Raw genomic sequence first — 12,434 nt, 5'->3', positions numbered from 1 at the left:
CGCATCGTCGGCGGCGGAGACGATGAGCCAGACCCCGCCGATCGACAGGGCGACCAGGGCGATGCCGATCAGGAATCGCACGTCGCCCCAGAAGGCGCGACGGGGAGGAGAGAGGGAAGCCATGGCGATATCGTCACAGAATCGGCTTCGGCGCTTCGCGAGTTATCCACAGCGAAGGATCCGGCGGCACCTGCGGGAGGGCCTGGGAGAGAATGGGCACATGGCTGCCACCCCCGCTCGCGCACCGCGTTATCTCGCGCCGGCGCAGGTGGCGGAGCTGCTGAGCATCGGCGTCGACGAGGTGGTCACCCTCGTGCAGGAGGGGAGGCTGAGGGGCGCTCGGCTCGGTTCACCGCCTCGGTGGCGAGTGGAGGAGTCCAGCCTCGACGGCTATCTGTCCGAGGAATCGGAGATCGCCCGCCGGATGGCGCTGTGGCGACAGTCTCAGACGGCGAGTTTCCCCGAGGTCTGGGGAACGTCCGCCGCTCAGGGCATCTGACCGCTCGAAGCCCGCAGCGCGACGAGCGAAGAGAACGGGACGACGCGGAACGCCTGCACCGCCGCGGCCGATCGCGCTTCGCCGGGATCGTGCACGGCCAGATCCAGATGGTCGGCGGCCGCACGATCGATGGTTCCGTGGAGGTCGTCACCGACGAGTGTGGTGATGCGCACCGGCACACGACGCCGGGCGAGATCGCGCAGCACGAAGCCGAGCGTCATCCGTTCCCGCAGTGGCACGTCGGCGGCCGCGGGCTCATCGAGACTCGCGAGGATCATCCCGTGATCCAGCGTGATCCCCGCGACCGCGAGGAGGGGGAGGATCGATGTGCCGGAAGCGGGGCTGCCGCTGCCGGTTCCTCTCGTCCTCACGGCTATCCAGTCCGCTCCGAGGGTCTGCAGCGAGACGGGGATCCGTCGCCCGCTCATGAGGTCGATGGTGGCCTCGGCGCCGCCGCCGCACAGTGCGCGCAGGCGATGGCGCAGATCCAGCCGCGCGATCCGCAGCCGCTCCGACTCGGCATCGAGCACCGCACGCTCCGCCTCCCATTCCGAGGCGAGCTGGCCCTCGAGGTCTTCGAACAGTCGGTCCCAGTGCATTCGACAGAGCGTAGGCGACCGGGATACGGGGCATACGAGTTATCCACATTCTTCGTCGATCCCGGCCCTGTCGAGATGCACGCGCTGCTGTACTGGCTCACTCGCAGACCGTCCCGATCGAGAGTCCGTCATGATGCCGCACGAGTACTTCGCACCCCAGCCGACGTCGACCAGCGAGCTTCCCGATCCTGTACCGCTTCTGCGCAGCCTCACACACGGCGTCCTCGAGGTCCTCGCCGGGGTCAGGGAGGTCGACCAGCTCGCCCGATGGCTCAGCGAAGACGCGTTCCGGAGCCTGGTGACGCGCGCGAACCTGTCCGCCAGGGCACGCAGCGCGCGCGGGGTGGTGCCCGCGCGGCCGACGTTCGAGATCAGGGCGCTGAGGGTCACAGAACCTCTCGACGGGGTGATCGAGGCCGTCGTCGTGGTGGCGGGGCCCGGCCGCACCCGGGCGGTCGCCGTCCGGCTGGAGGGAATCGATCGTCGGTGGCGCGCGACTTCGCTGGCGATTCTCTGAGGCATCTGACCGTAGGCTGGTCAGGTGTCAGCCCTCAGTGATCTCGCCCATGCCCAGGGGCGCCTGAACGACAGCGATGTCGAATGGCTCCATCGACTCGCCGGCGACGGTCAGCTTCTCGCAGACCTCGCCTCTGCCGACATCGTGATCTGGATCCAGACCGAGGACGGGTCGTTCATCGCCGTCGCGCATGCCCGGCCCAGCGGTGCGGCCACGCTCTTCTATCGCGACATCGTGGGAGAGCGGGTGCGGCCCCAGTGGCGCACCCAGGTGCAGGGGGCATTCGAGTCCGCCGAGATCGTCGATTCCTCCTCGCCCGATTGGTTCGAGGAGACACCGACGAGGGTGCGAGCGGTGCCGATCGTCACCGTGAAGCGCGGAGCTGACGCCCAGTCCACTGTGATCGGGGTCGTCACCCGCCACACCAACCTCGGCGAGGTGCGCACGCCCTCGCGACAGCAGATCACGTTCGACGAGTGCGCGAACGATCTGTTCCGCATGATCGCCGACGGCAGCTTCCCTGACCTGACGGCCCCCACCTCGCCCCGCCGAGGAGCCCCTCGCGCCTCCGACGGCCTCATCCGCATCGATGTCGACGGGATCACGACCTTCGCCAGCCCGAACGCGCTCTCCGCATTCAACCGGATGGGCTTCGACGATGAGCTCGAGGGGGAATCGCTGGCCGAGGTCACCACCCGACTCGTCCCGCCCTCCCGCCAGGTCGACGAGTCGCTGCCCGTGGTCGTCACGGGGCGCGCTCCGTGGCGCACGGACATCGAGGCCCGCGGCGTGACGGTATCCCTGCGCGCCATCCCCCTCAAGGACCATGGCACGCGCATCGGCGCCATCGTGCTGTGCCGTGATGTGTCGGAGCTCCGCCATCAGGAGCAGGAGCTCATCACGAAGGACGCCACGATCCGCGAGATCCATCACCGGGTCAAGAACAATCTGCAGACGGTGGCCTCGCTCCTGCGCATCCAGGCTCGCCGCACGCACTCCGACGAGGCACGCGACGCCTTGACGCAGGCCATGCGCCGCGTGGACGCGATCGCCGTGGTGCACGACACCCTCGCTCAGGGCCTCACCCAGAAGGTCGATTTCGACGAGGTCTTCCACCGTGTGCTCAAGCTCGTCGCCGAGGTCGCCTCCGCGCCGAACACCCGGGCACGGACCCAGTCGACCGGGCGGTTCGGAGTCCTGCCGAGCGAGTACGCGACCCCGCTCGCGCTCGCACTGACGGAGGTCGTCACGAACGCGGTCGAGCATGGGCTCGCCGGCCAGGAGGGTGTCGTGACGATCGACGCGAAGCGCACAGAGGACAACCTCCGTGTCACGGTGCGCGACACCGGCCTCGGTCTGCCGGAAGGGCGGATCGGTCAGGGGCTCGGCACGCAGATCATCCGCACCCTGATCCAGGGCGAGCTCGGCGGCACCATCGAGTGGCACGGGAGCGACGGCGACGGCACCGAGGTGGTCATCGACATCCCGCTGCGCTGGCTGGAACGCTGAGCGCAGCAGGGTCCGGACAGACGGAAGCGGCCTGAGAGTCGATCTCAGGCCGCTTCCGGAAGTTCAGGAGGCGCGGCGTGCGCGGGCGGCGCGACGCTTGAGAGCGCGGCGCTCGTCCTCGGAGAGGCCGCCCCAGACGCCGGAGTCCTGGCTGGTCTCCAGGGCGTACTGCAAGCAGATCTCGGTGACCGTGCAGGTGGCGCAGACGGTCTTCGCCTTCTCGATCTGATCGACGGCCGGGCCGGTGTTCCCCACGGGGAAGAAAAGCTCGGGGTCGACAGTCAGGCAGGCGGCCTTATCGCGCCAGTCCATGGGGGCTCCTCGGTGTGGATTTCATGAGATGTCGCGATGCGACCTCTCGGATTCGGGTAGTAGTTCGGGTTCCGCTACCCTGTTGAGATGCGGACGGAATGCCCGCGAATTGTGATGCGAGCGTCAACGCTCGCCCCACGCCGCTGTGGGAGCACATGACTTTCTCTATTCTGTTACATGAAAACCGTGAAATCAAGGGTTTTCTCCTCATTCGATCCATGGGAGACACCGTGCGCGCACCCGGAATCGCCCTCGCGGCAGCAGCCGTCCTCGCTCTCGAGGCAGTGGCGCTCCTGGTCTTCGCGGTGATCGAACTCGCCGGCCTCGGTGCGGGTGACGCGGCCTCTCTCCCGACCGCCCTCGCGCTCATCGTGCTCACGCTGATCGGTGCCGCAGCCCTCGTCGCCTTCGCGGTGGGCACGCGCTCCGGGAAGTCCTGGGCGCGCTCAGGGGGAGTGGTCTTCCAGGTGCTCGCCGTGGCGCTCGCGCTGGCTTCTCTCACGCTGCAGCCGATCTCCTGGCCGTTCACGCTCGGAGTCGGGCTCCCCGGCCTGGTCGGCTTCGCGCTGCTGATCACGAGCGCCCGTCGCGAAGGGCCGCAGCGCGCGGCGGAGTGACCTCCGGAGCTCGGATCTCTGAGGCTCGGGAGGTGCCTACGGGGCAGGTCAGGCGTCGATGCCGAGCTGTTTGCGCAGACGCGCGACGTGGCCGGTGGCCTTGACGTTGTACTGCGCGAGCACGATCGTGCCGTCCTCGTCGAGGACGAAGGTCGAGCGGATGACGCCTTCGACGAGCTTGCCGTAGTTCATCTTCTCTCCCCACGCACCGTACGCGGAGTGGACCGCGTGATCGGGGTCGCTGAGGAGCGGGAAGGTGAGGGCGTCGCGCTCGCGGAACTTCGTCAGCGTCGCGGGGTCGTCACGCGAGATGCCGACCACGCGGTAGCCGGCGCCCTGGAGGGACGAGATGCTGTCGCGGAAGTCGCAGGCCTCGGTGGTGCATCCGGGGGTCATCGCCGCCGGGTAGAAGTACAGCACGGTCTTCTGGCCGCGCAGATCCTCGAGGCGGACGGTGTTCCCGTCCTGGTCGAGGAGTGAGAAGTCGGGGGCGGCGGTTCCTGGTTCGAGGCGCTGGGTCACGCCTCCAGCCTAACGCCCGGGCGTCTGCTCCGCCTTGTCTGCGAACGTCTGCAGCAGCCGCTGCAGAGAGTCGAGTCGCGCACGACCGGTCTCTCCCAGCTCCCCTCGTTCCGCCGCCTCGATGAGCGCGCAGTCGGGGGCATCGGCCAGATGGGTGCAGCCGCGGGGGCAGTCCTCGGCGATCGTCGCGAGCTCGGTGAAGGCCGCGAGGATGTTGGCCGGATCGACATGGCCGAGTCCGAACGAGCGCACCCCAGGGGTGTCGATCACCCAGCCGGTGCCACCCGCTCCCTGGTAACGCAGGGACACGGTCGACGACGACGTGTGGCGTCCGCGTCCTGTCACCTGATTCACGTGTCCCGTGGCGCGCAGCGCTGTGGGGACGAGTGCATTGACGAGTGTCGACTTGCCGACTCCGGAGTGTCCGACGAACACCGTGGAGTGACCGATGAGAGCCTCGCCGATCTCCTCGACGGGCATCTCGTCCTGGGAACTCGTGAAGACCCGAAGGTCCAGCCCCTCGAAATGCGTGAGGAACTCGGTCGGGTCGGCGATGTCGGTCTTCGTGACGACGAGAAGGGGGCGGATGCCGGCGTCGAGTGCTGCCACGAGATAGCGATCGACCAGGCGCGCACGGGGTTCGGGGTCGGCGGCCGCGACGACGATGAGCATCTGGTCCGCGTTGGCGACGATCACCCGCTCGACCTGGTCCGTGTCGTCCGCGCTGCGTCGGAGAAGCGAGGTCCGCTCCACGATGCCGACGATACGGGCGAGGGTGCCATCGTCTCCCGAGGTGTCGCCGACCACTCGGGCCTGGTCGCCCGTGACGATGGGTGTTCGGCGCAGCTCGCGCGCACGTGTGGTGGTGATCGTGCGCTCCTCCGCCGTGTCCTCCCCGAGCAGGACGGAGTAGCGACCCCGATCCACACCGAGCACTCGCCCCACCTGCGCGTCCTCGTGCGCGGGACGGCGCTTCGTGCGCGGCCGGTTGGCTTTGGGGTTCGGGCGGGTGCGGATGCTGCTCTCGTCGAAGTCCTCGAAGTCGTCTTCGAGGTCGTCGGCGTCGTCGAGCCAGCTCACCGTCAGCCCCGCAGCATCCGCTCCCAGAGCATCGTGAACTCCGGGAGGGTCTTCGCAGTGGTGCCGATGTCGTCGATCTCCACATCGGGGACACGGAGACCGATGAGCGCGCCGGTCGTAGCCATGCGGTGGTCGTGGTGCGCAGCCCAGCGTCCGCCGTGCAGTGGGCGCGGGATGATGCGGAGTCCGTCCGGCAGTTCCTCGGCCTCGCCGCCGAGGGCACGCAGGTTCCCGATCAGCGCGGCGATTCGATCGGTCTCGTGCAGACGGATGTGCCCGATGCCGCGGATCGTCGTCGGGGAGTCCGCGAAGGCGGCGAGGCCGACCAGTGTCGGGGTGAGCTCGCTCGCCGCCGAGAGATCGAGGTCGAGACCGCGGATGCCGGAGCCCGCGCGCACCGTGAGCGTTCCGCCGTGCCGCCCGACGTGAGCTCCGGTCGCCTGGAGGATTTCCGGCAGGAGGGCGCCCGGTTGGGTGGAGTGCGGAGGCCAGCCCGTGATCGACACGGATCCACCGGTGACGAGCGCGGCGGCGAGGAACGGTGCGGCGTTCGAGAGATCGGGTTCGATCGCGATCTCCTTGGCGCGGGGGACGCCCGCCTCGACAAGCCATTCGCCGACGGCTGGGCGCTCGATGCGGATGCCTCGGCGGCTGAGTGCCTCGATGGTCATGTCGATGTGCGGAAGGCTCGGCAGGTGCTCGCCGGTGTGGACGAGGTGCAGTCCCACATCGAAACGCGGAGCGGCGAGGAGGAGCCCGGAGACGAACTGGCTCGATGCGGAGGCATCGATCTCGACGCGCCCCCCGCGGATGCGCCCGTGGCCGCGGATCGTGAACGGAAGAGCCCAGGTGCCCTCGTCGTCGATGTCGACTCCGAGGTCGCGCAGCGCGCTGATGAGGCCCCCCATCGGCCGATGGAGGGCGGTCTCGTGCGCGGTGAGATGCACGTCGTTCTCGGCGAGTCCGGCCAGCGGAGCGATGAAGCGCATGACGGTGCCGGCCTGCCCGCAGTCGATCGTGGTGCCGCCGTCGAGTCTCGCAGGGGTGACGACGAGGTCAGGCCCGAACTCATGACCGGCATCCACCTCCTCGATGCCCACCCCGAGGGCACGCAGCGCGTCGACCATGCGCGCGGAGTCGTCGGAGTGCAGAGGGGCGATCAGGCGGCCGGGACCGTCGGCGATCGCGGCGATGATCAACTCGCGGTTCGTCAGCGACTTCGAACCGGGGATCGTGAGCTCGGCGTGCACGGGCACGTCGGTCGAGGGCGCGGTGTAGGCGCCCTGCACGCGGGAGGGGGAATACCTGTTGGCGCTCATCGGTTCTCACCTTAGTAAACGCAGGGAGCTTCGTCGCGAACGACAGGCTCCCACCCCACCGAAGGAGCGAGTATGACGGCGACGTTGGAGCGCGAGGTGATCGACCTCAGCGGCCTAGACTGGCCGGTGATGGATGACACCGCAACCGCAGACACCGTCGGCGACCCTCGGCGCGAGTTCGAAGAGCAGGCGCTCCCGTTCATGGACCAGCTCTACGCCGCCGCGATGCGTATGACGCGCAATCCCGCCGACGCCGCAGACCTCGTGCAGGAGACCTTCGTCAAGGCCTATGGGTCCTGGGCGACGTTCTCGCAGGGTACGAACCTCAAGGCGTGGCTCTACCGGATCCTCACGAACACCTACATCAACATCTACCGCAAGCGTCAGCGGGAGCCGTTCCAGGGCACGATCGACGAGCTCGAAGACTGGCAGCTGGGCGGAGCGGAGTCGACGACGGCGTCGCACAGCCGGTCGGCCGAGGCGGAGGCCATCGACCGGATGCCCGCCTCCGTCGTCAAGGACGCGCTGCAGGCCGTGCCGGAGGACTTCCGTCTCGCGGTCTATCTCGCGGATGTCGAGGGTTTCGCGTATCAGGAGATCGCCGACATCATGAAGACCCCCATCGGCACCGTCATGAGCCGTCTGCACCGTGGCAGGCGGATGCTGCGGGAGCTGCTGGCAGATTACGCCGCTGAGCGGGGCATCGCCGCGGCCGAGACGAGGAGCAAGAAATGAGTGACTGCGGCTGCGACAAAGCCCGTCAGGATCTGGAGGAGTATCTCCGCAACGAGGTGTGCAAGACCGAGCACACCGAGATCCGCGAGCATCTGGAGAACTGCCCGTCCTGTCGGGATGAGGCTCTCGTCGCCACCACCCTCACCGATGTGATCGCGCGGGCCTGCAAGGAGACCGCACCCGAGGAGCTGCGCGACCAGGTGTTCGCCCGGCTGCGGGCAGTGCAGGCAGCCCAGCACTGACTCCGGGTCGGAGGGCGTCGGTAGTGTGGGTGGATGACCTCCATCGATGCGAGAGACGTACCCGCTGACACCATCTCGAGGGAACGACTGGCCGGAGCCGGTCTCGACTATCGCGTCGTCGATCTGAGCGACGACCCGAAGGCATCGGCATTCGAGCGCGCGGTCGACCGCGGGTTCCTCGGGCCTGAGCCGAGCACCGAGATGATCGCCCAGGTGCGCAAGACCTTCGCCGAACGGCGGAACGTCGGCGTGTACGAGCAGGGCGCCGTCGATGCCGACCTTCCCGTCGCGACCATCAACGGCTGGGTGACGCCGCTCACCGTTCCCGGTGGGCGTGAGATCGACATGTGGGCCATCAGCGTGGTGACGGTGTCGGCGACGCATCGCCGCCGCGGGATAGCCAGGGCGCTTCTCGAAGGAGAGCTTCGCGCTGCGGCAGCCTCCGGTGTGCCCATCGCGGGCCTCACGGTGTCGGAGGCGACGATCTACGGTCGCTACGGCTTCGGCTCCGCGATCCCGGTCGCGCGTCACACGGTCGACACCCGCCGCGCCGGCTGGAGCGGCCCGACCCCGCTCGGCACCCTCGAGTACGTCGACCGGGAGACCCTCGCTGCAGACCTCGGCACGGTCCACGAACGCGCACGGGGGAGGGCCGCGGGGCAGATCCCGGGCTGGCAAGGTCGATGGGAGGGGTACGCGGGCGTGTCTCCCACCCCGGACCGCGACCAGGCACGTGGGGTGCGTTATCGGGACGAAGACGGCGTGCTGCGTGGCGTCATGGCCTACACCGTCGGTGAGGCCGCCGGCACCTTCCGGTTCCGGATGGACGTGCGCCTGCTGGTCGCCGAGACGACGGACGCGCGCACGGCGCTCTGGCGCTTCGCTCTGCAGCACGATCTCGTCGACGAGGTGGTCGCCGACCTCCGCCCGGTCGACGACCCGCTGCCATGGCTCGTGCACGACACCCGCGGCGTGAAGCAGGAGGTGCACGACCACGGCTGGCTGCGCGTGCTCGACATCCCTGCCGCGCTGACCGCCCGTCGATACTCGGCGCCGATCGACACCGTCATCCGCGTGGAAGACTCCCTCGACTTCGCGAACGGCGACTGGCGCCTGCACGTGGACGACTCCGGCGTCGCGACCGTCGATCCGGTGACCGACTCCGCGACAGACGTCGATGTCACGCTCGATGTCTCCGCGCTCTCCGCCCTGTATGCGGGAGGGGTCCGCGCTGCGACGCTGCACGGTGCCGGCCGCATCGCCGCCGATGCCGCTGCGGTCGAGGCCCTCGACCGAGCCTTCATCACCTTCCCCGCGCCGTCTCTCGACATCTGGTATTGAGTCGGCACGAGAAGGGGCGCCGCGACCTGAGTCGCGGCGCCCCTTTCGTGCAGACGATCAGCCGAGTGTGACGGCTGCCTGGATCAGCGCAGCCTGCTCTGCCGCGTGGACCTTCGAGGATCCCGTCGCCGGCGAGGCCGAAGCCGGGCGCGAGACCGGACGGAACGAACGGTCTCCCGGCACGTCGGCGAAAGCGAGCGCGAGGAAGGGCCATGCGCCCTGGTTCTCCGGCTCCTCCTGCACCCACACCAGCTCGGCGTTCGGGTAGGAATCGGTGATGGCCTTGAGGCCGTCGATCGGAGTCGGGTACAGCTGCTCGAGCCGGACCAGCGCCACCGCGGGGTTCGGGTTCTTCTCGAGCTCGGCCCGCAGGTCCCAGTGCACCTTGCCCGAGTGCACCAGCACGCGCTTGACGGCGGCGCGGTCGAGACCGCGGTCGTCGTCGAGCACAGGTTCGAACCGGCCCTGGGTGAAGGCCTCGACCGGGCTGGTCGCTCCACGCAGACGCAGCATGGCCTTCGGGGTGAACACGATCAACGGCTTGCGCGGACGGGCATAGGCCTGGCGACGCAGCAGGTGGAAGTACGAGGCCGGAGTCGACGGGCGCGAAACGATCATGTTGTCCTGCGCGCACATCTGCAGGAACCGCTCGATGCGCGCAGAGGAGTGATCCGGTCCCTGACCCTCGTAGCCGTGGGGGAGGAGCAGGGTCACACTGGACTGCTGCCCCCACTTCTGCTCGGCCGCCGAGATGTACTCGTCGATGACGGACTGAGCGCCGTTGACGAAGTCGCCGAACTGCGCCTCCCAGAGCACGAGCGCTTCGGGGGCCTCGACCGAGTAGCCGTACTCGAAGCCGAGAGCCGCGTACTCGCTCAGCAGCGAGTCGTAGACGAAGAAGCGTCCCTGGGCGTCGGAGAGGTTCGACAGGGGCAGCCATTCCTGACCGTTCGCGCGGTCGTGCAGGGTCGCGTGCCGCTGCACGAACGTGCCGCGCCGCGCATCCTGCCCGGCCAGACGAACCGGGGTGCCCTCCACGAGGAGCGAGCCGAAGGCGAGCAGCTCGCCGAAGCCCCAGTCGATGGCGCCGTTGCGGCTCATGTCGAGGCGCTTCTCGAGCAGCTGCTGGATCTTCGGGTGCACCGTGAAGCCCTCTGGCTTGTTCACGAAGGCATCGCCGATCATCTGGATGACCTCGCTCGGCACGCCGGTGACCTCCGGTGCGCCGACCTGGTCCTCGACGGGCGGCGTCTCCGGCGCGACGGGGAGGGCACCGGTCTCGGCCGCGTGCGTCTCGGCGAAGGCGATCTCCAGTCGGTTCTGGAAGTCGGCCTTGGCCTCGTCGTACTCCTGCTCGGTGATGTCACCTCGGCCGACGAGCGACTCGGTGTACAGCCGCCGGACGGAGCGCTTCGCCTGGATGAGGTCGGTCATCAGCGGCTGCGTCATCGAGGGGTCGTCTCCCTCGTTGTGGCCGCGTCGGCGGTAGCAGACCAGGTCGATCACGACATCGCGGTGGAAGCGCTCGCGGTACTCGAAGGCGAGCTGCGCGACGTGGATGACCGCCTCCGGGTCGTCGCCGTTCACGTGGAAGACCGGGGCCTGGATGGTCTTGGCCACGTCGGTCGAGTAGATCGAGGTGCGGCCGTCGTTCGGGGTGGTGGTGAAACCGACCTGGTTGTTCACCACCACGTGGATCGTGCCACCCGTGCGGTAGCCGCGCAGCTGCGACATCTGCAGGGTCTCGACCACGACACCCTGCCCGGCGAACGCGGCGTCGCCGTGCACGAGGATGGGCAGCCACGCGAACGTGCCGATGGGCTTGCGGTCCTGCTTGGCGCGGACGATGCCCTCCAGCACGCCGTCGACCGTCTCGAGGTGCGAGGGGTTGGCGGCTAGGTAGACGGGGAGCTCCGACTTGTCATCGGCGACGAAGGTGCCCTCGGTCCCGAGGTGGTACTTCACGTCACCGGATCCGCGCTGGTTGCCCGGCGTCTGCGTGCCCTCGAACTCACGGAAGACCTGACCATAGGTCTTTCCGGCGATGTTGGTGAGCACGTTCAGGCGGCCGCGGTGGGCCATGCCGATCGCAGCCCCTTCGAGGCCTGCCGTGGCCGCGCCCTGCAGGATCTCGTCGAGCAGCGGGATCAGCGACTCGCCGCCCTCGAGGGAGAAGCGCTTCTGGCCGACGAACTTGGTCTGCAGGAAGGTCTCGAACGCCTCGGCCTCGTTGAGCTTGCGGAGGACCCGCAGCTGCTCGTCGTGGCCGGGCTTCTGGTACTTGACCTCGACCTTCTCCTGGAACCAGCGGCGCTGCTCCGGGTCCTGGATGTGCATGTACTCGATGCCGAGCGTGCGGCAGTACGAGTCGCGCAGCACGCCGAGGATGTCGCGGAGCTTCGCGATGCGTCGTCCGCCGAAACCGCCGGTGACGAACTCGCGGTCGAGGTCCCAGAAGGTGAGGCCGTGGCTCTCGATCTCCAGGTCCGGGTGCGAACGCTGCACGTACTCGAGCGGGTCGATGTCGGCCATCAGGTGACCGCGCACACGGAACGAGTTGATGAGCTCCTGCACGCGGGACTGCTTGTCGACGCGCTCGGCGAGATCGACCGCGATGTCGGGGTTCCACCGGATCGGTGCGTAGGGGATGCGGAGCGCCGCGAAGATGTCGTCGTAGAAGCCGCGCTGGCCGATGAGCAGCTCGTGCACCTTCTTCAGGAACTCGCCGGAGCCGGCTCCCTGGATGACACGGTGGTCGTAGGTGCTCGTGAGCGTGATCGTCTTGCCGATCGCCAGCTCGTTGAGCGTCTTCTCGCTCGCGCCCTGGAACTCGGCCGGGTACTCGAGGGCGCCGGCGCCGATGATGCAGCCCTGGCCCTTCATGAGACGCGGCACCGAGTGCACGGTTCCGATTCCGCCGGGGTTGGTGAGCGACACCGTGGTGCCCTGGAAGTCGGCGGCGGTCAGCTTGTTGCCTCGTGCACGCGTGACCAGGTCTTCGTAAGCGGAGAGGTACTCGGTGAAGGTCAGGGTGTCGGCGCGCTTGATGCTGGGCACCATGAGGGCGCGCGTGCCGTCGGGCTTGGGCAGGTCGATCGCGATGCCCAGGTTGACGTGCGCCGGTGCGACCACCGAGGGCTTG

The 12,434-nt window shown here is 68.5% G+C and carries 13 protein-coding genes; 7 read left to right on the top strand and 6 right to left on the bottom strand.

What is annotated here, in order from left to right; genetic code table 11:
- Positions 1–220 precede the first annotated feature (220 nt).
- Positions 221–499 (top strand): helix-turn-helix domain-containing protein, encoded by a 279-nt coding sequence (locus DSP71_RS06650; protein WP_113680690.1) that lies wholly within the window; start codon positions 221–223, stop codon positions 497–499.
- Here DSP71_RS06650 and DSP71_RS06645 read toward each other — a convergent pair.
- Positions 487–1,098 carry a hypothetical protein gene (locus DSP71_RS06645; protein WP_113680684.1) on the bottom strand — a complete coding sequence of 204 codons (612 nt, stop codon included), beginning with the start codon at positions 1,096–1,098 and terminating at the stop codon, positions 487–489. The two genes, DSP71_RS06650 and DSP71_RS06645, sit on opposite strands and share 13 nt — an antisense overlap.
- 130 nt (positions 1,099–1,228) lie before the next feature.
- Here DSP71_RS06645 and DSP71_RS24585 point away from each other — a divergent pair, with 130 nt between their 5' ends.
- Both DSP71_RS24585 and DSP71_RS06635 read left to right on the top strand, forming a co-directional pair.
- On the top strand, positions 1,229–1,615 hold the full coding sequence (locus DSP71_RS24585; RefSeq protein WP_045262053.1) for an Rv3235 family protein: 387 nt from the start codon (positions 1,229–1,231) through the stop codon (positions 1,613–1,615).
- A 24-nt stretch (positions 1,616–1,639) separates the two neighbouring features.
- On the top strand, positions 1,640–3,124 hold the full coding sequence (locus DSP71_RS06635; RefSeq protein ID WP_113680683.1) for a sensor histidine kinase: 1,485 nt from the start codon (positions 1,640–1,642) through the stop codon (positions 3,122–3,124).
- Positions 3,125–3,187: 63 nt separating this feature from the next.
- On the opposite strand, the gene DSP71_RS06630 is transcribed toward DSP71_RS06635, so the two are convergent.
- On the bottom strand, positions 3,188–3,436 hold the full coding sequence (locus DSP71_RS06630) for a WhiB family transcriptional regulator (protein ID WP_017203224.1): 249 nt from the start codon (positions 3,434–3,436) through the stop codon (positions 3,188–3,190).
- A 218-nt stretch (positions 3,437–3,654) separates the two neighbouring features.
- Here DSP71_RS06630 and DSP71_RS06625 point away from each other — a divergent pair, with 218 nt between their 5' ends.
- Positions 3,655–4,053, top strand: coding sequence for a hypothetical protein (locus DSP71_RS06625; protein WP_046749480.1), 399 nt, complete (start codon positions 3,655–3,657; stop codon positions 4,051–4,053).
- A 48-nt stretch (positions 4,054–4,101) separates the two neighbouring features.
- Here the strand turns inward: DSP71_RS06625 and bcp are convergent, their stop codons facing one another.
- From bcp to aroA, 3 genes are read right to left on the bottom strand one after another with little or no spacing between them, the layout of a single operon-like run.
- Entirely contained in the window at positions 4,102–4,575 is a 474-nt protein-coding gene (bcp, locus tag DSP71_RS06620) for a thioredoxin-dependent thiol peroxidase (RefSeq protein ID WP_058633158.1), read from the bottom strand.
- Between the two features lie 9 nt (positions 4,576–4,584).
- Entirely contained in the window at positions 4,585–5,655 is a 1,071-nt protein-coding gene (gene rsgA / locus DSP71_RS06615) for a ribosome small subunit-dependent GTPase A (protein WP_046749478.1), read from the bottom strand.
- Positions 5,656–5,657: 2 nt separating this feature from the next.
- Entirely contained in the window at positions 5,658–6,974 is a 1,317-nt protein-coding gene (gene aroA / locus DSP71_RS06610) for a 3-phosphoshikimate 1-carboxyvinyltransferase (protein WP_061017489.1), read from the bottom strand.
- Between the two features lie 72 nt (positions 6,975–7,046).
- Between aroA and DSP71_RS06605 the strand changes: the two genes are divergently transcribed.
- Genes DSP71_RS06605 through DSP71_RS06595 form a run of 3 tightly spaced genes read left to right on the top strand, consistent with a single transcriptional unit; the run spans position 7,047 to position 9,292 of the window.
- The gene (locus DSP71_RS06605) at positions 7,047–7,709 is read left to right on the top strand and encodes a sigma-70 family RNA polymerase sigma factor (protein ID WP_046749476.1); all 663 of its coding nucleotides are present in this window, start codon (positions 7,047–7,049) and stop codon (positions 7,707–7,709) included.
- The gene (locus tag DSP71_RS06600) at positions 7,706–7,951 is read left to right on the top strand and encodes a zf-HC2 domain-containing protein (RefSeq protein WP_046749475.1); all 246 of its coding nucleotides are present in this window, start codon (positions 7,706–7,708) and stop codon (positions 7,949–7,951) included. The genes DSP71_RS06605 and DSP71_RS06600 overlap by 4 nt, the downstream gene beginning before the upstream one ends.
- Before the next feature lie 33 nt (positions 7,952–7,984).
- A complete protein-coding gene (locus DSP71_RS06595; protein ID WP_113680682.1) occupies positions 7,985–9,292 on the top strand; it encodes a GNAT family N-acetyltransferase in 1,308 nt (435 codons plus the stop codon).
- A 57-nt stretch (positions 9,293–9,349) separates the two neighbouring features.
- Here the strand turns inward: DSP71_RS06595 and DSP71_RS06590 are convergent.
- Positions 9,350–12,434, bottom strand: a 3,085-nt coding sequence (locus tag DSP71_RS06590) for a multifunctional oxoglutarate decarboxylase/oxoglutarate dehydrogenase thiamine pyrophosphate-binding subunit/dihydrolipoyllysine-residue succinyltransferase subunit (protein ID WP_258546297.1), incomplete at its 5' end; no start/stop codon positions are given.

Origin of the sequence: Microbacterium sp. H6 (assembly GCF_003314775.1) — a bacterium.
Lineage (GTDB): Bacteria > Actinomycetota > Actinomycetes > Actinomycetales > Microbacteriaceae > Microbacterium > Microbacterium oxydans.
This window is presented reverse-complemented; position numbering and strand designations above follow the sequence as displayed.